Origin of the sequence: Shewanella sp. c952 (assembly GCF_019654975.1) — a bacterium.
Lineage (GTDB): Bacteria > Pseudomonadota > Gammaproteobacteria > Enterobacterales > Shewanellaceae > Shewanella.
In genome coordinates this window covers 51509-73497 of the sequence record NZ_BPEW01000025.1, presented here as the reverse complement: position 1 = coordinate 73497, position 21989 = coordinate 51509, and the positions used below count along the sequence as shown (strand labels likewise).

Annotated in this window: 21 protein-coding genes and 5 tRNA genes; 9 read left to right on the top strand and 17 right to left on the bottom strand. The window is 42.5% G+C overall.

Translation table 11 applies throughout. The annotated features are described in order from the left end of the window. Nucleotides 1-42 precede the first annotated feature (42 nt). The 6 genes from K5R16_RS15935 to K5R16_RS15910 form a co-directional block, all read right to left on the bottom strand. A tRNA-Met gene (locus tag K5R16_RS15935) sits at nt 43-119 on the bottom strand. 44 nt (nt 120-163) lie between these two features. Next, nucleotides 164-240: transfer RNA gene (locus K5R16_RS15930), tRNA-Met, on the bottom strand. Between the two features lie 48 nt (nt 241-288). Then, nucleotides 289-365: transfer RNA gene (locus tag K5R16_RS15925), tRNA-Val, on the bottom strand. A 27-nt stretch (nt 366-392) separates the two neighbouring features. After that, nucleotides 393-469: transfer RNA gene (locus K5R16_RS15920), tRNA-Val, on the bottom strand. A gap of 2 nt (nt 470-471) precedes the next feature. Continuing rightward, nucleotides 472-548, bottom strand: a tRNA-Met gene (locus K5R16_RS15915). Nucleotides 549-714: 166 nt separating this feature from the next. Continuing rightward, the gene (locus tag K5R16_RS15910) at nt 715-2073 is read right to left on the bottom strand and encodes an MATE family efflux transporter (RefSeq protein WP_220738530.1); all 1359 of its coding nucleotides are present in this window, start codon (nt 2071-2073) and stop codon (nt 715-717) included. A 32-nt stretch (nt 2074-2105) separates the two neighbouring features. Between K5R16_RS15910 and K5R16_RS15905 the strand changes: the two genes are divergently transcribed. Next, the gene (locus K5R16_RS15905; RefSeq protein WP_220738529.1) at nt 2106-2720 is read left to right on the top strand and encodes a riboflavin synthase subunit alpha; all 615 of its coding nucleotides are present in this window, start codon (nt 2106-2108) and stop codon (nt 2718-2720) included. Between the two features lie 43 nt (nt 2721-2763). Here the strand turns inward: K5R16_RS15905 and K5R16_RS15900 are convergent, their stop codons facing one another. From K5R16_RS15900 to K5R16_RS15890, 3 genes are all read right to left on the bottom strand, one after another. Further along, nucleotides 2764-2964, bottom strand: a complete 201-nt coding sequence (locus K5R16_RS15900; protein WP_020912561.1) for a CPXCG motif-containing cysteine-rich protein — start codon at nt 2962-2964, stop codon at nt 2764-2766. Nucleotide 2965: 1 nt separating this feature from the next. After that, nucleotides 2966-3703 carry a pteridine reductase gene (locus K5R16_RS15895; RefSeq protein WP_220738528.1) on the bottom strand — a complete coding sequence of 246 codons (738 nt, stop codon included), beginning with the start codon at nt 3701-3703 and terminating at the stop codon, nt 2966-2968. 103 nt (nt 3704-3806) lie between these two features. Then, a complete protein-coding gene (locus K5R16_RS15890; protein WP_220738527.1) occupies nt 3807-4070 on the bottom strand; it encodes a hypothetical protein in 264 nt (87 codons plus the stop codon). Between the two features lie 287 nt (nt 4071-4357). On the opposite strand from K5R16_RS15890, the gene thrS reads away from it, so the two are divergent. The 4 genes from thrS (at nt 4358) to rplT (ending at nt 7491) form a co-directional block, all read left to right on the top strand. Continuing rightward, nucleotides 4358-6286: a threonine--tRNA ligase gene (gene thrS / locus K5R16_RS15885; protein ID WP_220738526.1), complete on the top strand. Its 1929-nt coding sequence runs from the start codon at nt 4358-4360 to the stop codon at nt 6284-6286. 3 nt (nt 6287-6289) lie between these two features. Next, nucleotides 6290-6832 carry a translation initiation factor IF-3 gene (gene infC / locus K5R16_RS15880; RefSeq protein ID WP_079891934.1) on the top strand — a complete coding sequence of 181 codons (543 nt, stop codon included), beginning with the start codon at nt 6290-6292 and terminating at the stop codon, nt 6830-6832. Nucleotides 6833-6918: 86 nt separating this feature from the next. Continuing rightward, nucleotides 6919-7113 (top strand): 50S ribosomal protein L35, encoded by a 195-nt coding sequence (rpmI, locus tag K5R16_RS15875; RefSeq protein WP_012142466.1) that lies wholly within the window; start codon nt 6919-6921, stop codon nt 7111-7113. Nucleotides 7114-7131: 18 nt separating this feature from the next. Then, nucleotides 7132-7491: a 50S ribosomal protein L20 gene (gene rplT, locus K5R16_RS15870; protein ID WP_012325107.1), complete on the top strand. Its 360-nt coding sequence runs from the start codon at nt 7132-7134 to the stop codon at nt 7489-7491. Between the two features lie 236 nt (nt 7492-7727). Here the strand turns inward: rplT and trxB are convergent, their stop codons facing one another. Continuing rightward, nucleotides 7728-8678 (bottom strand): thioredoxin-disulfide reductase, encoded by a 951-nt coding sequence (trxB, locus tag K5R16_RS15865; RefSeq protein ID WP_220738525.1) that lies wholly within the window; start codon nt 8676-8678, stop codon nt 7728-7730. A 262-nt stretch (nt 8679-8940) separates the two neighbouring features. On the opposite strand from trxB, the gene K5R16_RS15860 reads away from it, so the two are divergent. Genes K5R16_RS15860 through K5R16_RS15850 form a run of 3 tightly spaced genes read left to right on the top strand, consistent with a single transcriptional unit; the run spans nt 8941 to nt 10690 of the window. Next, nucleotides 8941-10068 (top strand): M14-type cytosolic carboxypeptidase, encoded by a 1128-nt coding sequence (locus K5R16_RS15860; RefSeq protein ID WP_220738524.1) that lies wholly within the window; start codon nt 8941-8943, stop codon nt 10066-10068. Nucleotides 10069-10094: 26 nt separating this feature from the next. Further along, nucleotides 10095-10412 (top strand): zinc ribbon domain-containing protein, encoded by a 318-nt coding sequence (locus K5R16_RS15855; RefSeq protein WP_220738523.1) that lies wholly within the window; start codon nt 10095-10097, stop codon nt 10410-10412. Further along, nucleotides 10409-10690: a YeaC family protein gene (locus K5R16_RS15850; RefSeq protein WP_220738522.1), complete on the top strand. Its 282-nt coding sequence runs from the start codon at nt 10409-10411 to the stop codon at nt 10688-10690. Before K5R16_RS15855 ends, K5R16_RS15850 begins: the two co-directional genes overlap by 4 nt. Before the next feature lie 65 nt (nt 10691-10755). Here the strand turns inward: K5R16_RS15850 and ansA are convergent, their stop codons facing one another. Both ansA and sppA read right to left on the bottom strand, forming a co-directional pair. Continuing rightward, nucleotides 10756-11772, bottom strand: coding sequence for an asparaginase (gene ansA / locus K5R16_RS15845; protein ID WP_220738521.1), 1017 nt, complete (start codon nt 11770-11772; stop codon nt 10756-10758). A gap of 113 nt (nt 11773-11885) precedes the next feature. Continuing rightward, nucleotides 11886-13727: a signal peptide peptidase SppA gene (gene sppA, locus K5R16_RS15840; RefSeq protein WP_220738520.1), complete on the bottom strand. Its 1842-nt coding sequence runs from the start codon at nt 13725-13727 to the stop codon at nt 11886-11888. Between the two features lie 155 nt (nt 13728-13882). Here sppA and K5R16_RS15835 point away from each other — a divergent pair, with 155 nt between their 5' ends. Beyond that, the gene (locus K5R16_RS15835; protein ID WP_220738519.1) at nt 13883-15898 is read left to right on the top strand and encodes an FAD-dependent oxidoreductase; all 2016 of its coding nucleotides are present in this window, start codon (nt 13883-13885) and stop codon (nt 15896-15898) included. 222 nt (nt 15899-16120) lie between these two features. Here the strand turns inward: K5R16_RS15835 and yfaE are convergent, their stop codons facing one another. The 5 genes from yfaE to ubiG form a co-directional block, all read right to left on the bottom strand. Then, the gene (gene yfaE, locus K5R16_RS15830; RefSeq protein WP_220738518.1) at nt 16121-16504 is read right to left on the bottom strand and encodes a class I ribonucleotide reductase maintenance protein YfaE; all 384 of its coding nucleotides are present in this window, start codon (nt 16502-16504) and stop codon (nt 16121-16123) included. Continuing rightward, nucleotides 16473-17603, bottom strand: a complete 1131-nt coding sequence (gene nrdB, locus K5R16_RS15825; protein WP_220738517.1) for a class Ia ribonucleoside-diphosphate reductase subunit beta — start codon at nt 17601-17603, stop codon at nt 16473-16475. Before nrdB ends, yfaE begins: the two co-directional genes overlap by 32 nt. Nucleotides 17604-17677: 74 nt before the next feature. Further along, nucleotides 17678-19966: a class 1a ribonucleoside-diphosphate reductase subunit alpha gene (gene nrdA / locus K5R16_RS15820; protein ID WP_220738516.1), complete on the bottom strand. Its 2289-nt coding sequence runs from the start codon at nt 19964-19966 to the stop codon at nt 17678-17680. Between the two features lie 399 nt (nt 19967-20365). Beyond that, a complete protein-coding gene (locus K5R16_RS15815) occupies nt 20366-21061 on the bottom strand; it encodes an HAD family hydrolase (protein ID WP_220738515.1) in 696 nt (231 codons plus the stop codon). After that, a complete protein-coding gene (gene ubiG / locus K5R16_RS15810; RefSeq protein ID WP_220738514.1) occupies nt 21054-21764 on the bottom strand; it encodes a bifunctional 2-polyprenyl-6-hydroxyphenol methylase/3-demethylubiquinol 3-O-methyltransferase UbiG in 711 nt (236 codons plus the stop codon). Before ubiG ends, K5R16_RS15815 begins: the two co-directional genes overlap by 8 nt. Nucleotides 21765-21989: the final 225 nt, after the last annotated feature.

Here is a 21989-nt window from a genome sequence, read left to right as displayed (position 1 = left end):
CATGTAAACGCTATAGTTGTTTTAATTCTACTAATAAAGAATTGGTTGCGGGAGCTGGATTTGAACCAACGACCTTCGGGTTATGAGCCCGACGAGCTACCATACTGCTCCATCCCGCGTCCTTGTAAACGCTATAGTTGTTTTAATTCTACTAATAAAGAATTGGTTGCGGGAGCTGGATTTGAACCAACGACCTTCGGGTTATGAGCCCGACGAGCTACCATACTGCTCCATCCCGCGTCCGGATGTTTCGATAAAACTTAGTATTTGAATTCAACTAATAAGAATTGGTACAACCGAGTGGATTCGAACCACCGACCCCTACCATGTCAAGGTAGTGCTCTAACCAACTGAGCTACGGTTGTATTTTAAACATTTGAATATAAACAAAGTGGTACAACCGAGTGGATTCGAACCACCGACCCCTACCATGTCAAGGTAGTGCTCTAACCAACTGAGCTACGGTTGTATTGGTTGCGGGAGCTGGATTTGAACCAACGACCTTCGGGTTATGAGCCCGACGAGCTACCATACTGCTCCATCCCGCGACTGTTTATATTGCTTGTTCTGTTGGCTGACGCCTTGGAACGAGCGCTATAGTACGGTCGATGCGGGATGGGTGCAAGTAAAAAAACAATCTTTTGCATTAAATGCTGCTTTGCTGGTCAACTTGTATGTTGATTAGGCGTTTTAAGCAAACTATTAGTAAAAATCTTACATCGTTGAGGTGATAACACCTCTTTTTTGGATATACCTCAAGCGCATAGCGAATAGTATTGCAGCAGCAGTCAGTCCTGCTATCAGTCCAATCCAAAATCCTTGGGCTCCCATAGCTGGCACAATGAGGTCGGTTCTAGCCAATGTATAGCCAAGTGTCATGCCAATGCCCCAATAAGCAACTAAAGTAATATAAAAAGCACTTCTAGTATCTTTATAACCACGTAATGCACCCGCCGTTACAACCTGTACAGCATCGGACAGCTGGTAGATAGCAGCAAAGAGCATCAAACTAACAGCTAAAGTGATAACTTCAGGGTCGTCGTTATATAGCAAAGCAATTTCTTGCCTAAATAGCACCGTAATAATGGCGGTAAATACTGCAAGAGAAAAAGAGATGATGAGTCCTAGTCGGGTGATCATCGCAGATATCTCGGGTTTATCCTGACCCAAATAGTATCCAACACGTATTGATACTGCGATACCAATAGATAGTGGCAGCATAAACACGATGGATGAAAAGTTAAGTGCAATCTGATGCCCCGCGACAACGGTTGCGCCTAGCGGTGCGAGTAATAGGGCGATAATTGCAAATAAGCTTACTTCGAAGAAAAGAGCCATGGCGATTGGAAAGCCATGTTTTGTCATATCGGTCATGACTTTTATATCTGGTAGATGAAATGACTTAAAGGGCGCGAGTTCTTTAAATTTTGCGTTAACCTGCATATAGATAATCATTGCAATAAACATTGCCCAGAAAACCAACGCCGTAGCGATACCACAACCAGCGCCCCCCATAGCCGGAACACCAAAGTGCCCGTAAATGAAGATGTAGTTAGCGGGTATATTAACGGCTAAGCCAACAAAACCGATGACCATAGTTGGTAACGTGTAAGAGATCCCTTCGCTACATCCACGGAGAACTTGGTATAACACAAAGGCCGGCACGCCCCACATAAAGCCATCGAGATAACCTACACTGAGGGCTGCAAGTTCTGGTTCTAAATCCATTAGGTCTAAAATATTGTCGGCAAGTGAGAGAAAGAACATCACACCCGCGCTGCCTATTATGGCAATATATCCTGCTTGGAATGCTAATGGTTGTATTGCCTTTTGATTGTCAGCGCCATGATGGTGGGCAAATACTGGCGTAAAAGCCATAAGCAGGCCTTGCACAAATAACAGTGCCGGCAACCAAAGACTAGAGCCAATAGCAACCGCCGCCATATCAACAGCACTGACACGACCAGCCATTACTGTGTCGATAAAGCCCATCATGGTTTGGGTAACTTGGGCAATTAGCACTGGTAGTGCTAATTGAATTAAGCGTTTGGCTTGAAAGCCAGAATGGTTCATTGAGTGAGCCCTTAATACTTACGAGAGATAAAATGTTTACAGGTATAGTTCAAGCAACATGCGAAGTGTTAGCGATAGATAAAAAACCAGGATTAAATACGTTACAAATCGCTATTGGACCGGATTTGCGCGAGGGACTTTCACTAGGGGCAAGTGTCGCAAATAACGGTGTTTGTTTAACAGTTACAAGAATAGAAGATGATAGGGTGTTTTTCGATGTAATGGAAGAGACTCTCAAACTAACTAACCTAGCAAATCTGAGATCTGGTTCACAGGTTAACATCGAACGTTCATTAACGTTTGGAAGTGAGATTGGCGGGCATATTTTATCTGGTCATGTACACACTCAAGCTGAGTTAAAATCAGTCAGCAAAACTGAATCGCATTATGATATTTGTTTATCTGTTGAGCCAAAATGGATGAACTATATCCTTTATAAAGGTTTTATTGGCGTTAATGGTTGCAGTTTGACCGTAGGTGAAGTGACAGAGACCAGTTTTATGCTGCATTTGATCCCTGAAACGCTGAAGTTAACCAATTTAGAACAGTATGCAGCAGGGGACAAATTGAACATAGAGATAGACAGCCAAACACAGGCGATAGTCGATACCGTCGAGAGGGTGTTAGCAAAGCGCTTTGCTAACTAGCTAAAATGTTTCTCCGCTGTTTGATGTTCAAATAGCGGATTGACTAATAAATTTGTTCGTCATCAGAGTCAATATAAAGCTCTACTTTTAAACGTGACTCATCGATGTGCATTCGCATATGAATAGGGTTACAGCACACTCGACAATCTTCATAGTATTCTTGATCGCCAGCGGTAGCATCTATATTGAGGTGTTGATGATGACCGCAATGCGGGCATGAAATCGTTTTGTTAATAAATCGCATATTAAGCTCCCGTAAATCCGACTGCGCTTCGCCCTCCATCTACTGCAATTATCTGTCCTGAGATATAGGGTGCGCCCACTAAGTGAGATACCAGTTTAGCGATGTCCTCAGCTTGACCGAGTTTTGCTAAAGGGATCTCAGCTAAGACATGCTGTTGAGAGTCATCATTAGATAGTTCTGGCCAGAGTATTGCGCCTGGAGCGACTCCATTTACACGGATGTCAGGTGCAAGTTCTTGTGCCAGAGAAAGCGTTGCCATCTCAAGTGCTGCCTTTGAAATAGAGTATAGCCCATGATCTTTTAATGGGCGCCTAGCATGAATATCAATTAAGTTGATGATGCACCCGCTATGCTGTTTTAGAAAAGGCGCTAACTGCTCAGCGAGTAAATAGGGCGCGAGTAGGTTTGTTGCAAGTAGTTGTTGTGCTGTTTGATAATCGGTATTACCTAACGGAGTAGGATAAAATTCAGCCGCATTATTTATTAATATACTTATAGGTAAAGATTTCACCTTTAACATAGCTACAAATTTTTCTAGTTCAAATTGATTGTTCAGTTCGGCCTGCATAATTTGTGCAGAATTAGGCCTAATGTGGTTCAGTTCTGACTGTAACGCTATCGCTTCGTTTCTGGATTTGCTGTAGTGAACAATGATGTTAAGCCCATCGGCATGCAACTGCTTAGCAATACAATAGCCAATCCGTTTTGCTGCTCCGGTGATGAGTGCCCATTTGTCCATGACGTGATCCCTAAACGATTAGTAAATTAGCTGTCATTATCGCCTTATAAATATTCTCCACACAATCTATTACTTAATTAGCCAGCCAAAATTCTAGTATCGATCATTCAGCAACGATAAATGTCGATTTTTCTTGCACTATATAAGTAGTCCGTATTTGTTTTAACTTAAGAGCCACATTGAATGTACTCTCTGTAATGTTTTTATCTAATTGCTCAGTGAGTGTCGCCATGTTGGCATTTATCTGCTGTTCTAGCTCCATCTTTAAAGTAGTTTTATCTGTTATTGTCATTTCCGATGCCATCTGTTGGTTAACGTCAGCACTAATAGTAGAAAGTGCCGCTGTCAGTATTATTACGTTTATCATAATGTCCTCCTTGATTAGACGCGGCTAGATTAGCGATAAAGAATGATGTTTATGTGACAGTTAGCTAATATTTCCTATCGTCTTTTATGACCTTTTCTTATTATTTGGATTAGAAAAACTAATATAAAGGTAAAACTTGCATCAACTAGGCGCTATCCCTTAGAATTACGCGCTTACGCGTTGGAAAACATAGACTCCTGTACGGTCTTGTCTCAGTGGCGTTATAACTCTTATTTATTAAACCCAAGTGGCCCTACGTGGGGGTCACCACTGGAAAAGGAACAATCATGCCTGTAATTACACTTCCTGATGGAAGCAAACGCGAGTTTGCTCAACCCGTTTCTACTTTAGATGTTGCTGCCGATATTGGTCCAGGTCTTGCAAAAGCTTGTATTGCTGGACGTGTTAATGGTGAGCTAAAAGATGCTTGCGATATCATTGATACCGATTCTGAGCTGTCAATCATCACAGCTAAAGACGATGAGGGTGTAGAGATCCTTCGCCACTCTTGTGCACATTTGCTTGGTCATGCTTTTAAACAGCTTTGGCCTGAAGCTAAAATGGCGATTGGTCCAGTTATCGACAACGGTTTTTACTATGACATCGACTTAGAACATAAATTAACCCAGGAAGATATTGATGCGCTGCAAAAGCGCATGACTCAACTTGCTAAAACTAACTATGCGGTCGATAAGCGTGTAGTCAGCTGGCAAGAAGCGCGTGATACCTTTGAAGCTCGCGGTGAGAGCTACAAGATTGAAATTCTTGATGAGAACATCAGTAAAGATGCATCTCCTGCGCTTTATCACCACGAAGAATATGTCGATATGTGCCGTGGTCCGCACGTACCGAACATGAAGTTTTGTCAAAACTTTAAGTTGATGAGTGTTGCTGGCGCATACTGGCGTGGTAACTCTGATAACAAAATGCTGCAACGCATATACGGTACAGCTTGGGCTGATAAGAAAGCACTTAAAGTGCATCTTAACCGTTTAGAAGAAGCTGCAAAGCGCGACCATCGCAAAATTGGTAAGCAACTCGATCTTTACCATATGCAAGAAGAAGCTCCAGGTATGGTGTTTTGGCACAATGATGGATGGAGTTTGTTCCTAGAACTTGAAAAGTTCATCCGTCAAAAGCTTGGCCAGTACACATACCAAGAGGTTAAAGGTCCGTTGATGATGGATCGGGTCTTGTGGGAACGCTCAGGTCATTGGGATAAGTATGCCGATGGAATGTTCACTACCAATTCAGAAAGTCGTGAATATGCCATTAAGCCTATGAACTGTCCTGGACATGTTCAAATCTTTAACCAAGGTCTTAAGTCATACCGTGATTTACCATTACGCATGGCTGAATTTGGTTGTTGTCATCGTAACGAGCCGTCAGGTTCATTACATGGCTTGATGCGCGTTCGTGGTTTTACTCAAGATGATGCACATGTTTTCTGTACAGAAGAGCAAGTTCAGCAGGAAGTGAGTGCTTGTATTCAAATGGTGTATGACACCTACGAAACATTTGGATTCAAGAATATCGTGGTTAAGCTATCTACTCGTCCTGAAAAACGTATCGGCGATGACGATATGTGGGACCGAGCGGAAGAAGCATTAAAGCAAGCGCTTAAATCTAACGACATCGAGTTTGAAATTCTTCCAGGCGAGGGCGCGTTTTACGGGCCTAAGATTGAATTCACACTTCATGATTGTTTAGATCGCGCATGGCAGTGCGGAACGGTACAATTAGATTACGCATTACCTGGTCGTTTAGGTGCAACTTACGTGGCTGAAGACAATAGTCGTCAGACTCCTGTAATGATCCACCGCGCGATTTTAGGTTCTTTAGAGCGCTTCTTGGGTATTCTTATAGAAGAGTATGCTGGGAAATTCCCAACTTGGTTGGCTCCACAGCAAGTTATAGTAATGAATATTACCGATAAACAGTCTGATTATGTGGATGAAGTCGTTAATTTATTCAAAGAACATGGAATTCGTGCAACTAAAGACTTGAGGAATGAGAAAATAGGCTTTAAAATACGCGAGCACACGTTAAGGCGTGTCCCTTATTTATTGGTCGTTGGTGATCAAGAAATGGAAAATAAGGAAGTCGCGGTGCGCACCCGAGATGGTGTTGACTTAGGTAAAATGCAAATCCAAGAATTTGCGACTAAGCTCAAGAATGAAATTTCGCTCCGTAGTCTCAATTTGTTGGAGGATTAGGTCATAAAGATCAAAAAAACAGCAGGGCGCCAGGCGGCCCCGAATAGAATAAACGAGCTCATCACTGGTGTATCAGAAGTCCGTTTGAACGGTCTTGACGGTGAGCAATTAGGTATCTTAACTATTAGAGAAGCACAGGAAGTTGCTGACGAAGCGGGTGTTGATCTAGTAGAAATTAGCCCTAATGCCGAGCCGCCGGTTTGCCGTGTAATGGACTACGGTAAGTTCCTTTTTGATAAAGCGAAAGCTCAAAAGGAACAAAAAAAGAAGCAGAAAATTGTACAGGTGAAGGAAATTAAATTCCGTCCCGGTACAGATGAAAACGACTACCAGGTAAAACTACGCAACCTGACTCGTTTTCTAGAAGACGGCGACAAAGCGAAAGTAACGCTTCGTTTCCGTGGTCGTGAGATGGCTCACCAAAGCCTAGGTATGGATCTTTTGAACCGTATCAAAGCTGATTTGGAAGCAATTGCAGTCGTGGAGTCTTTCCCTAAAATGGAAGGTCGCCAAGCTGTCATGGTTCTTGCGCCGAAAAAGAAATAGTAAGGCAACCATAAAAGTAGCAGGGGTCTGTTAAGGTCTCTGCTCGCCTTGCGTTTTATTAATTGTCCCAATGCGGAGTTTTAGCAATGCCTAAAATGAAAACAGACAAGGGTGTAGCGAAGCGTTTTAAGAAAACTGCTAATGGTTTTAAACGCAAGCAAGCCCATTTACGTCATATTTTGACCAAGAAGAGCACTAAGCGTAAACGTCACTTACGTGCAAAATGTCAAGTAGCTAAGTCTGATGTGCCAGCAATTGCACGTCAACTACCATACGCTTAATTAAAGGAGCAATGAACAATGCCTAGAGTTAAGCGTGGTGTAACCGCTCGTGCTCGTCACAAGAAAGTACTCAAACTAGCCAAAGGTTATTACGGAGCTCGCTCTCGTACTTACCGTGTTGCTGTTCAAGCAGTAACTAAAGCTGGTCAATATGCTTACCGTGACCGTCGTCAGAAGAAACGTCAATTCCGTCAACTTTGGATTGCACGTATCAATGCGGCTTCTCGTCAAAATGGTCTGTCTTACAGCCGTTTCATTAATGGTTTGAAAAAAGCCTCTATTGAAATCGATCGTAAGATCCTGGCTGACATCGCTGTTTTTGATAAAGTTGTATTTACAACTTTAGTAGAAAAAGCAAAAGAAGCTTTAGCTAAGTAATTAGCTTTGATTCTTGTAAAAAGGGAGCCCTAGGGCTCCCTTTTTTGTATCTGGAATTTGCTCGTTAAAACAATGGAGTAAACTATTAATTTAAATAATGTTTGATTAATAGTTAATAGTTAATAGTTAATAGTTACCGGTCGAAGGCAGTTGATGCGTAGCACTTATCAATGTGCAGATTTCAGATACAAAAAAACAGGCAAAAAGCCTGCTCTTTCAGTAACGCTTAGGCTAGTCTACTTGGCGTCTAAGTAACGCTCTGCATCCAGCGCTGCCATACAACCTGTACCGGCAGAGGTAATTGCTTGACGGTAATGCTGATCCATTACGTCTCCTGCAGCAAAAACGCCTTCAATGCTTGCTTGTGTTGCATTACCATTTAAGCCACTTTCGACTTTAATGTAGCCATTGTTCATCTCTAATTGACCTTCAAACATCGCTGTGTTTGGACTGTGGCCGATAGCAACGAACACGCCAGCAACTTCGAGATCTTTGATGCTGCCATCTTTAGTGCTTTTCATCTTAAGGCCATTAACGCCCATTGCATCACCAACAACTTCTTCAAGCGTATTGTCTAAATGCAAAATGATGTTACCGCTTTCCACCTTATCCATTAAACGTTTCGTAAGGATTTTTTCGCTACGGAAAGTATCACGACGGTGTATCAAGTGTACTTCTGATGCGATATTGCTTAGATAAAGTGCTTCTTCTACAGCGGTATTACCGCCACCAATTACAGCAACCTTTTGGTTACGGTAGAAGAAACCATCACAAGTAGCACAAGCTGAAACGCCGCGCCCTTTAAAAGCCTCTTCAGAATCTAACCCTAAGTACATCGCAGATGCACCTGTTGAAACAATCAATGCATCACAAGTAAACTCGCCATTATCGCCTTTAAGCTGGAAAGGGCGCACATTTAAGTTAACTTCATTGATGTGATCAAAAATAATTTCTGTTTCAAACTTTTCAGCGTGCTTCTGCATACGCTCCATCAGAGCAGGACCGGTAAGATCATCTGCATCACCAGGCCAATTTTCAACTTCAGTAGTCGTCGTAAGTTGTCCACCTTGCTGCATACCCGTGATCATTACGGGCTTTAGGTTGGCGCGAGCGGCGTATACTGCGGCTGTATAGCCTGCAGGGCCTGAACCCAGAATAAGTAAGTTACAATGTCTAGCTTGGGTCATTTTTTTCTCCGTTCTTTTACGAATGCAATTTCTAATGAGGGCTTAACTCCCTCTATCTCTACGAATTGCAGCGATTGTATGGAATTTAAGGTTGTGGGTAAAGCTCTGTATTGGACGTTAGTGCAACGTAAACCTTACAGAACCGTGATTTTTAGCGGTTATTGCACGCTTTTGGCTGCTCCTTATCACGTTTTGGTTTATTCTATAGCGCAAAGATTGATATCTAGCTGATCACAGCCCTAAACAGTAAAAAGGAAGTGTTATGCGTATTAGCGCGAATTTTGATGGCGGAAACATAGAAGTAATCAACGCAGACAATAAAGATGATGTGCAACTTGCCATACGTCCCGATGAAGGTGGTGAGTTTTTCCAGTGGTTTAACTTTAAACTAGACGGTGTAGTTGGCACTCAGTACACACTTAATATCATAAATGCGGATAAAGCTTCATATGTTAAAGGCTGGGACGACTATCAAGCTGTAGCGACCTATGACAGACAGAGCTGGTTTAGACTGCCAACCACTTATCAAGACGGTAAATTAACAATCGAAGTAGACTTAGATTGCGATGCTATCCAAATAGCTTATTTCGCACCTTATAGCTACGAACGTCATCAAGATCTGCTTGCTGCTGTGCAAGTACATCCGCAGGTTAGTTTAGAGCATTTAGGCTTAACATTAGATGAGCGCGACATGACGCTGATTAAAGTCGGTGATGGTGATGAAGAAAAAGCTAACATCTGGATCACAGCGCGTCAGCATCCAGGTGAAACGATGGCTGAGTGGTTAGTTGAAGGCTTAATCAATAACCTATTGGATAGCGATTGTCCTACAGCAAAATCATTGCTTGATAAAGCAAACTTCTACATCGTTCCAAATATGAATCCTGACGGAAGTGTTCGTGGCCACCTTCGAACCAATGCGGTAGGTACAAACTTAAACCGTGAATGGCAGTCACCTTCATTAGAAAAAAGCCCAGAGGTATTTTACGTCGTTAACAAAATGAAAGAGACAGGCGTTGATCTTTTTTATGATGTTCACGGCGATGAAGGGTTACCTTTCGTATTCTTGGCTGGCTGTGAAGGCGTTCCGGCTTACACCAAAGAAGATGCTGAACGTCAGCAAGCGTTCGTCGATGCATTGCAACTGGCGAGCCCAGATTTTCAAACTGAGTTTGGCTATGATAAAGACCAGCCTGGCCAAGCAAACCTAACAGTTGGTTCTAATTGGGTTGCTCATACATTCGGTTGTCTCTCTAATACCTTAGAAATGCCTTTTAAGGACAACGATAATATGCCAGACCTTATGGCTGGTTGGTCACCTGAACGCTGTATATATCTTGGTGAGGCATCCCTCATTGCAATGAATGCAGTCGTAGACAAATTGAAGTAGTGAATGATGACGGCAGAGGTGAATAAATGGCGTTAGTTAAATGCCCCAGCTGTGGCGAGCGTATTTCAAGCATGGCAAAACAGTGCTCGCATTGTAAGGCAAATATTTCTGCTGATAATGAAAGCTTGCAGGTTATTAGCCACATTAAGCGCTCTAACCAATTAATGAACCAAAGCTTTCTCGCGCTTACGTTATTTATTGGCGGTGTAGTGACTTGGTTCTGGGGAGGAGAGCCCGCTGAAGGTGCCCGTGCAACGGTTGCTGGCGGCGCATTTGCCTTAGGCTTTGTTGGCTACTTGATAACTAGAGTACAAATCGTGCTCCATAAACGGAAAAAAGTATGACAGATATTAATAAAGTCATCGACGAGATGCCTACCGAAGTCTATGAGCGTTTATTGAGTGCTGTAGAGCTTGGTAAGTGGGAAGATGGAACGGTATTGACCCAAGAGCAGCGTGCTTCAACTCAGCAGGTCGTTATGCTTTATCAAGCCAGGAAGCTGACCCAAACTGAGCACTTTACTATTAATAGTGAAGGGCAGGTCAATGAGTTGTCTAAGTCTGAACTTAAAAAGCAGTTTAAAGGCGACTCAATTGCTGAATTTAAAGAAAAAGAGCTTTAAGTCATAGCGATAAAAGAAAAGCCGCTCTTTCAGGAGCGGCTTCTTTATTTAAAATATACACTTGCTTAGTCTTGGGTTAATTCACCGACAATAGATTGCTCCATTGCTGCTCGGATAGCTTCAGGTGTCAGATCTGTAGATAGCAAATAGTGCAACTTGGCCAGAGCTGCTTCAGTGGTCATATCATAACCACTGATAACACCTGCTGACGCCAGAGCATTTCCTGTTGCATAACCGCCCATATTGACTTTACCTTGTAGACACTGAGTTAGGTTTACTAACACTATTCCACGATCATGCGCATCTCTGAGTGTCTTAAGTAATGCAGGTGTCTGCGGAGCGTTGCCAACGCCAAAGGTTAATAGTATCAGCGCTTTTACCGGTTGTTGTAAAACATTGGCAAAAATTTCAGTATTTATCCCCGGATACAGAGTAACGACACCTATGGGTTGAGGACTAATATTAATCACTTCCAATGGCTTACTTGGGTTTTCATCTGCTCGCTTACCAGCATGCCAACGGATCTTTATTCCGGCTTCCAATAGTAATGGAAAGTTAGGTGAAGCAAACGCATTAAAACCATCGGCATGGGCTTTGGTGGTGCGGTTGCCTCTAAATAGCTTATTGTTGAAGAATAAACAGACCTCAGCAACCGGATAGTTTGCTGCAATATAAAGTGCGTTTAGCAAGTTTGTCTGGCCATCAGAGCGAAGCTGAGCTAATGGGATCTGCGAGCCGGTAACGATGACTGGTTTTGACAAGCCTTGTAACATGAAAGACAGTGCAGATGCTGTATACGCCATGGTATCGGTACCATGGAGAATAACAAAGCCATCATACTTGTCGTAGTTAGCCTTTATATCATTAGCAATCATTTGCCAATCAGTAGGGGCCATATCCGAAGAGTCGATAAGCGGCGAGTATTCGCTGATGACAAAGTCCGGCATCTCTTCATGGTAAAACTCAGGCATAGCTTTAACACATTCAGTTAAAAAACCCGCCACAGGAGCAAAGCCCTGTTTAGTTTTTTGCATACCAATGGTTCCGCCTGTGTAGGCTACGTATATACAGCGTTTAGTCATGTTATTTTTGTTTTTGAGCACAATAGGGTGATTATAAAGGTGCAGATAGAATAAAGCCCAGTAAAACTGGGCTTTATTTAATAATAGTTTGCTAAGCGTTGTACATAGAAGTGTTAGTCAGTACAGGTATCACAATACAAATAGACACCATTAGGGTCATCAAATGTTTGTAATGTTTCAGCTACACTAGAAAACTCGCCAATGAGCCTTTGTAACATGGTGGTTTGAGTTAGGCTATTGGGTATATACACTGCCGCTGATGCGAACATCTCTTGGATAAATAGCTCTTGTGGTGATAACTCTTGTTGAATCACTTCAGTATCAAAATGATCAATTTGCGCTAGCTCCGCGGCATGAGTTACAGCGTTTTGCAGATCGCCTATTCCATCAACTAAACCAAGTTCAAGCGCTTTGCGACCGGTCCATACTCTACCTTGTGCAATACTGTCCACTTGCTCTAGGCTCATATCACGCTCTGTCGCGACTAGAGATATAAAGTCTTTATAACCTCGCTCGATGTGACGTTGAATAACAGCACCAATCTCAGGAGACATCCCTTTAGTGACAGAAAAGCCTGCCCAATCAGAGGTCGCGACACCATCAGTGTGCACACCAATACTTGCGAGCGAGTCTTCAAAGGTAGTAACCATACCAAAAATACCAATCGAGCCCGTTAACGTTGTTGGAGTGGCGTAGATATAGTCAGCACTCGCAGAGATCCAATAACCACCAGAAGCTGCATAGCTGCCCATACTGACGACAATTGGTTTATTAGCGGCTTTCAATGCTAACACCTCTTGGCGGATCTGCTCTGATGCAAATGCACTACCGCCAGGGCTATCAACTCGAAGTACTACAGCCTTGATAGAATCATCAAACCGAGCTTTACGCAGTAACTCTGACGTACTTTCGCCGCCAATCTCTCCGGCAGGTTGTGAGCCGTTTAATATCTTGCCTTTGGCGACAATAATACCGATTTTATTATCAGCCAATAAAAGGGGATGACTTGCAGTGACAGAAAGATAATCGTAGAAATCAATTTGTTTAAAGGATTCACCATCAGCAGATTTTCCGACAGCGTCAACCATACTTAAGCGAAACTCTTCAGCTGTTTTTAGCTCATCAACCCAGTTCAGGTTAAGTGCCATCTGGCTGGATTGGCCGTCAGCTTTGTCGAGTTCTGCCAAATACTCTTTGGCAGATAACGATAATTGCTTAGCGGCTATATCGCGGTTTTGCCCAACTGTAGTGCTGTAACTTTCCCATAAATCATTTAAAAGTGCCAAGTTGGCTTCTTTCGCCGCGTCAGACATGTCATCACGAATAAACGGTTCTACAGCAGATTTAAAGGTACCAACTCTAAAAACATGCGCTTTGATTTTAAGTTTATCTAACGCCGACTTAAAATACTGGCGGTAACGACCGAGGCCTTCTATCTCTACACTACCTTGTGGGTTGAGATAGATGCTGTCGGCATAACTTGCTAAGAAGTATTGATTTTGTCCAAACCAATTAGCATGCGCAACGATCGGTTTACCTGTTTCTTTAAAGTTGTTTAATGCATCGCCTATGGATTGCAGTTTACTCATGCCTGTGCCGCGTAGCTGGCCTAGATCGAGTACCAATTGGCTAATTCTTGCATCGGATGAGGCATTGTTCACGACATCGATGACATCAGATAATAGTATTTCGCCGCTACCATCTTTTGCACTGCCGCTTTTCATGGCAGCTTCTATAGGATCAACTCGACGTTTTTGGTCAACAATGGTGCCAGACAGATTAAGTACTAGCGCTGAACCATCTTCAACTTTTAACGTTTCTTCACTGCTAAGGGTGACGATAAGCGCAATAATTAAACCGAAAAAAATGAGGTTTAAAAATAGTTTTCTTGTGCCATTAACAATATTCCAGCAAAGCAGAAATATCCTTTTAAAAACTGAGGGTTTAGCGGGCATTAGCCACTCCTTTAAATCCGAATTAGGATAATGCTAACTGAAAATGCAATAGAAGGGAAAACTCAATTGTAAAGGAATCTGATCACTCACTTATTGAGCTTATTGCTGACACAAGGTATGCTGAATTAAATCACTTGTTTAAAAAGGATGTTTGAATGTCGTTTCCGCATTTATTAGAACCCTTAGATCTGGGTTTCACCCAGTTAAAAAACCGCGTATTGATGGGCTCAATGCATACCGGTTTAGAAGAAGAAAAGGGCGGCTTTGAGAAACTGGCAGCGTTTTATAAAGAGCGTGCACTGGGCGGAGTGGGGTTAATTGTCACCGGCGGTATATCACCCAATTTACGTGGTAGGCTCGCACCAAACGCTTGTCAATTAAGTTTCCCATGGCAGGTGAAAAAGCATACAGTAGTGACCAAAGCCGTTCATGATGCTGGCGGTAAGATCTGCATGCAGCTTCTGCACGCTGGCCGATACGGCTATCATCCATTTTCACAAGCACCGAGCAAAATCAAGTCACCGATTACACCTTTTACACCTTCTAAAATGTCTACAAGGCAGGTAGAAGGTACCATTAAAGACTACGCCACTAGCGCTGCATTAGCTAAAAAAGCAGGTTACGATGGCGTTGAAGTGATGGGGAGTGAAGGTTACCTTATTAACCAGTTCGTCAGCTCTCGCACCAATAAGCGTAACGATAAATGGGGCGGCGCTTTTGAAAATAGAGCCCAGTTTCCGATAGAGATCGTGAAGCAGATCCGCGCTAAAGTCGGTAATGACTTTATTATTATTTTTAGATTGTCGATGCTGGACTTAGTTGATAACGGTTCTACATGGGATGAAGTCGTTCAGCTTGCTAAATCATTAGAAAGTGCTGGAGTGACAATTATCAACACAGGTATTGGCTGGCATGAGGCGCGAGTACCGACTATTGCGACCAGTGTACCGCGTGGTGCATTTGCTTGGGTTACCGAGAAGCTGATGAAAGAGATGAGTATTCCTCTCATCGCGACCAACCGTATTAATACTCCTGAAATTGGTGAGTCTATAATCGCTTCAGGGCAAGCGGATATGGTCTCTATGGCAAGGCCATTCTTAGCCGACGCTGAATTTGTTAACAAAGCAGAGGCTAACACTCCGGAACTGATAAATACCTGTATTGGATGTAACCAAGCCTGCCTAGATCATACTTTTGCTTTAAAACGAGCAACCTGCTTAGTCAATCCACGGGCTTGCTACGAAACTGAACTGAACTTTACTCCTGCGAAAGTAAAAAAGCGTATAGCAGTAATGGGAGCGGGTCCCGCTGGTATGGCGTTTTCCATTTATGCGGCTACTCGTGGTCATGAAGTCGTACTATTTGAAGCCAAATCTGAAGTTGGCGGTCAATTTAATTTAGCTAGAAAGATCCCAGGCAAAGAAGAGTTTGACGAAACGATTCGCTACTTCCTCAATCAAATCAACCTACTTAAGGTGGATTTGCGGTTAAACACTCGTTTAGATGCCAGTGTTGTAAGAGATGAAAAGTTTGATGAAATAGTTATGTCTTCAGGTGTGAAACCAAGACCGCTTGATTTGCCGGGCTTTGATAACCCCAAGGTAGTTGATTACCAACAAGTGCTCAACGGCGATGTGCAAATAGGACAGAAAGTAGCTTTGATCGGTGCCGGTGGTATTGGTTTCGATATGGCTCATTATCTTTGTGAGGAAGAGTCGTCAACGTTAAACCCTAATAAGTGGTTAAAGCAGTGGGGCATAGACAAAGAGTATAAAGATGCCGGAGGGTTAACAGACCCCGTTTTAGACGATAAGCACCGTGACGTTGTTTTACTGCAACGTAAAACGACTAAGATGGGTAAGGGATTAGGTAAAACTACCGGTTGGATCCATCGCTCTGTTTTAAAACAACATCAAGTCGCGATGAAAACAGGTGTTAGCTATGACAAATTTGATGAGGCAGGTTTACACATAACTGTAGATGACAAGCCAGAGATATTAGCTGTTGATAACGTAGTGCTCTGTGCTGGCCAAGTATCAAACACAGAACTTGTCGACGAGATGAAGTCAACCGGTATTCCTGTGCATCTTATTGGTGGTGTTGATGTTGCCGCTGAGCTTGATGCTAAACGCGCCATCCGCCAAGGCGCAGAACTCGCAATTGCACTCTAACGTAACTATTAATTCTATTTAGTTTGCGTCATTATCAACCCCATCTAATATTAGCCTAAGGTGCTAATGTTAGATGGGCATCATGTAAAAATAAAAAGAGTATGGCAAAATTAATTTAAGCACTCGTATATTGTGCAACGAGTGGTTAATTTGCCTCGGAAACCTAAAGTGTTTAGTCGGGTGGGTATATGCTGGTTGCAATTAAACAACAGTTTTCGTTGATTATGTGTTACAAGTTTGAGCTTGCTTGGTGTTAATCGCTCTACCAACAAGCTCTGCGCCGTCAACAGATAGATCTAAATCGATGTCAGTATCAGGAACACAACAGCAGGGCAGGCATTCGTCGGCTTCTAAGGTAACCAGTGGTTCGGTGATATAACTGACAGAACCACTAATAATTTTAGTCTTACATTGGCCACAAAAGCCATTGCGGCACTCTGAAAATGTACTCACTTTTTTTTGTTCTAGCGCCTCAAGCAAGGTCAGGTGCTGTTGATTAAACAACAGCACAGGTTGACCTTGCAGGCTGACAATAGGAGCCTTTTTAAAACTAGCTTGACTAAAACTGACGGCTTTAAAGGTCAAAGTCAGAGAACTCGTCTTCATCAATAGAGGCATCAATTTGGCCAACTAGATAAGATGACACTTCAACTTCTTGTGGCGCTACCTGCACCGCATCACTCTCTAGCCAATTCTTCATCCAAGGTAGTGGGTTGCTCTGCTCTGCATATGGCGATTCAAAATTAACCGCTTTCATACGCTCATTGGTAATGTACTCAACATACTGACAAAGGATTTGCTCATTTAAGCCAATCATAGAGCCGTCTTTGAACAGGTATTTAGCCCACTCTTTCTCTTGCTCAGCAGCTTTAACAAAAATGTCGATAGCAGTTTGTTCACACTCTTTTGCAATTTCTGCCATTTCAGGATCGTCTTTACCTAAATGCATAATCTTCAAAATATGTTGGGTACTATTTAGGTGCAAAGCTTCATCACGGGCAATAAGGCGAATAATTTTAGCATTACCTTCCATCACATTACGTTCAGCAAAAGCAAATGAGCAAGCAAAGCTGACATAGAAGCGAATCGCTTCGAGTACGTTTACCGACACCATACACAAATAGAGCGCCTTTTTAATTTCGCGCTTAGTCACTTCTACGACTTCACCGTCTATTTGATGGCTGCCTTCGCCATGCAAATGAAATGCTTGGCTCAATTTAATGAGCTTGTCGTAGTAGGCTGCAATGTCAGTTGCACGCTTTAAAATCTCTTCATTTTCGACAATATCGTCAAAAACAACAGATGGGTCGTTAACGATGTTACGAATAATATGGGTGTAAGAACGAGAATGAATCGTTTCTGAAAAAGACCAAGTCTCAATCCAAGTTTCAAGTTCAGGCAGTGAAACCAATGGCAAGAAAGCAACATTGGGTGAGCGGCCCTGAATCGAATCAAGTAGTGTTTGGTATTTTAGGTTTGAGATAAAGATATGCTTCTCATGCTCAGGCAAAGCGGCATAATCAATTTTATCTTTGCTTACGTCTACTTCTTCTGGACGCCAGAAAAATGAAAGCTGCTTTTCAATGAGTTTTTCAAAAACTTCATATTTCTGCTGATCATAACGAGCAACATTGACAGACTGCCCAAGAAACATAGGCTCAAGCATTGCATTATTAGGTGTTTGACAAAATGTAGAGTAGGCCATTTTTCTATCTTCCGATAATGGGGGCGTAGCCCCCTTTAATTAACGTTTAAATACGAGTGATGAAATCCGTAGGATTAGATCTTACATGCGCCACCAGCGCAACTGTCATCTTCTACCTCAATGGCAGTGATATCGTCGTGACTATCTGAAGCTCCATCACGGGTATTGTGATAGTAAAGTGTTTTCACACCATATTTGTATGCGGTCAATAGATCCTTTAGCAGAACCTTCATCGGTACTTTTCCATCAGGGAAACGGCCCGGATCGTAATTTGTATTAGCCGAAATAGATTGATCAACAAACTTTTGCATCAAACCAACTAACTGAATATAGCCGTCATTGTTCGGCATTTGCCAGAGTAGCTCATAGCTGTACTGATACTTATCAAAATCAGGAACAACTTGTTTAAGTTGGCCATCTTTACTTGCTTTAACGCTGATTAAACCTCGTGGAGGCTCAATACCATTGGTTGCGTTAGAGATTTGAGATGAAGTCTCTGATGGCATCAATGCTGAAAGTGTAGAGTTACGCAGGCCGTGAGTTTTAATCTCTTCGCGCAGTGATTCCCAGTCCATATGTAATGGCTCATCACAGATCTTATCAAGATCACGCTTGTAGGTATCTATTGGCAAAATACCCTTAGAGTAAGTTGTTTCATGGAACGAAGGGCACGCGCCTTGCTCTTTTGCTAAATTGTTTGAAGCTTTCAACAAATAGTACTGAATCGCCTCGAACGTTTTATGGGTAATGCTGTTCGCTGAGCCGTCAGAGTAACGAACACCTTCTTTAGCAAGGTAGTTAGCGAAGTTAATAACACCGATACCAAGCGTACGACGGTTCATCGATGCTTTTTCTGCAGAGATGATCGGGTAATCTTGATAATCTAGTAAGTTGTCCAGTGCACGAACAGCAAGATCTGCTAAAGGTTCAAGTTCTTCTAGATTTTTAATTGCACCTAGGTTTAACGCCGAAAGCGTACAAAGGGCAATTTCACCATCAGGATCATTGATGTTATTCAGTGGCTTAGTAGGTAATGCAATCTCTAAACATAAGTTAGATTGGCGAACCGGAGCCACTTTAGAATCGAATGGACTGTGAGTGTTACAGTGGTCGACATTCTGTATATAGATGCGACCCGTAGAAGCTCGCTCTTGCATCATTAATGAAAACAGCTCGACGGCTTTGATTTGTTGCTTACGAATACTTTCGTCTGCTTCATACTTCAAATAAAGACGTTCAAACTCATCTTGATCTTCAAAGAATGCATCATACATACCTGGAACGTCAGATGGGCTGAATAAGCTGATCATGCCACCTTGGATCATGCGTTGATACATCAACTTGTTGATTTGAACGCCGTAATCTAAATGACGGATACGGTTGTCGTCTACACCACGGTTGTTCTTTAGCACGAGTAGTGATTCAACTTCTAAATGCCAAATAGGGTAGAACAGGGTTGCAGCTCCGCCACGAACACCACCTTGCGAACAAGATTTTACTGCAGTTTGGAAATACTTATAAAAAGGTAAGCAACCTGTATGGAATGCTTCTCCACCGCGAATAGGACTACCTAATGCACGAATACGACCTGCATTAACGCCAATCCCTGCTCGCTGTGACACATATTTAACGATTGAAGATGATGTCGCGTTAATTGAATCTAAGCTGTCACCGCACTCAATCAATACACATGAGCTAAATTGGCGAGTAGGGGTACGAACACCCGCCATAATCGGCGTAGGAAGCGAAATCTTGAACGTAGAGGTCGCATCGTAAAAATCTTTTATGTATTTAAGACGAGTCTCTTTTGGATATTTTGCGAATAGACATGCTGCAACCAAGATATAAAGGAACTGAGCGCTTTCATAAATTTCATGAGTGACACGGTTCTGAACTAAATACTTACCTTCTAACTGCTTAACTGCAGCGTAAGAAAAGTTCATATCGCGCCAGTGATCGATATAACCGCCTAAAATGTCGATCTCTTCGCGGCTATAATCTTCCAGTATATGTGCGTCGTATTTGCCTAACTCAATGAGTTTAACCACATGATCAAAAAGTTTTGGTGGTTCAAATTGACCGAATGCTTTCTTACGTAAGTGGAAAATGGCGAGTCTTGCTGCCAAAAATTGGTAGTCTGGCGCTTCTGGGGAGATTAAGTCAGCAGCGGCTTTAATGATAGTCTCATGGATCGCCTCAGTAGGGATCCCTTCGAAAAACTGTAGGTGAGAACGTAATTCAACTTCAGAGACTGACACATTGGTGAGTCCTTTCGCTGCCCATTCTATAACACGATGGATCTTGTCAAGATCAATGGTCTCACGTTCGCCACTACGTTTTGTGACTGTCATATTGCTATTCATTAAAGATAAACCTTGGTTCTTATATTGATGAAAGTGACCTATTAAGGCGCACTGTACGTTTCCCTGTAAACATCGAAATGAAACTGTAAAACAGTGGCAACCAATCTGTTGACACAAACAGCTAACTAGTGTCTACGATTGTCACTCACACACAATATATGGTGTTTTAAAATTTCTAAGGTACAAGATAGTGAGGTTATTGGATTTTTGCAAGTACGAATTATGGGTACAAGTTGTGGATATCTTGAGGATAATTATTAGGGTTAGTAATAGCTAACCCTTGAAGCTTGTTTTGATTTGAGTTCTCCGTCGAAGAAGATTATTTGAACAGCTAAAAAACTTGTTGAAGATCGCTGGATCCCATAGCGATCTTCATCATTTGCAAACGAGATTGGTTGCTTAAATGCTCAGGTGGTTTTTCAACCACTCGGTGAGAGAGTTTGGATCTTCAAAACTAATATCGCTTGGCCAGTCATTTATTGCATCATTGGGGCCAATATAGCCCCACTTAGCGAGTCCTGCATGCATACCGCTGGCCTTTGCTGCTTGCATGTCTCGCTCTGCATCGCCAAGATAAAGTATGTGCTCAGGTTGCACAGATAATTGCTGCGCAGCAAGCTGCATCGGTGCAGTATGAGGCTTTGAATGCAAGGTACTGTCGCCACTTATGATGGTAGGCATTCGTTTTTCAAAACCCATTTTAATCATCAGTGGTCGGGTAAATCTGGCGGGTTTATTGGTGACGACCCCAAATGGAATGTCGTGTTCTGACAATAATTCTAAAAATATCTCTAAGCCAGTGAAAAGCTGACAGTGCTTTCCGTTTACTTGGGGATAGTTATTCAGCAGGGCTGATTGCACTTGAGCATGCATCGCTTCGTTTTGCTCAGGCAGTGCGGTTTGCACTAAAGCTAAACTACCATGTGACGCTTGATAACGTAGTTCACTGCTATTAGCTGCAGCAAAACCGAACTGTGCAAGGCTAATATTGAGCGCTTCAATCATATCTGGTGCAGTGTCGGCTAAAGTGCCATCAAGATCAAAAAGCACCCCTTTAATGGTGAGGCGCTTGTTTGTTAAGTGACAATCAGTCATTTTTAGTCGTCGCTATCATATAATTGACTTCTAAACTTTTTGTGTACTTAAACACATCAGTAATTGGATTGTAGGTGATCCCTACAGCATCGTTGCAGATTAGCTCGGCATTATCAGCAAGGCCGATTAGTTCCGAGGGCCTGATAAACTTATTATGATCATGGGTCCCGACTGGCAGCATCTTTAATAAATATTCAGCACCTAAGATGGTTTCTACATAGGCTCGAATGTTTCTATTAATAGTGGAGAAAAAAACATAGCCGCCAGGTTTTACCATATCAGCGCAAGCTTGGATCACTGAGCTTGGGTCAGGTACATGTTCAAGCATCTCCATACAGGTAATGACATCATATTGTTGTCGGTGCTGATCACGATGGTTTTCTGCGGTGTTTTTTATATAGTTTATTGAAACACCCGTGTCTAATGCATGCAGACGAGCAACATCAAGCGGTTCTTCACCCATATCTAAGCCCGTTACATCAGCACCAATACGCGCCATGCTTTCAGATAAAATCCCGCCACCACAGCCGACATCGAGTACCTTTTTACCAAAGATACCGCCAGCTGTTTGATCGATATAATTGAGGCGCAGCGGATTAAGATTGTGCAGGGGCTTGAATTCACCATTTAGATCCCACCAAGTCGCTGCCATTTTTTCAAATTTTGCAATCTCTTCAGGATCGACATTATTGTTGTTTTGCACTGTAATTACCTCAGATCGATTAATTCGTCTTTTGTGCTTCATTATAATGATTAGCGGCAATAAACAAAGCGGATATCGCTTGGTTTTCTAAGATCTACTCGAAGTGGCTATAAAATGCACTTATGCCTTGATTTTAATCAATAGTATTGCGTTTTTGTGCTTATTTAAAATGAATGCTGTATTGGGTCTAGCGCCACCAAATAACTGTGTTAGAATGCCAAATCA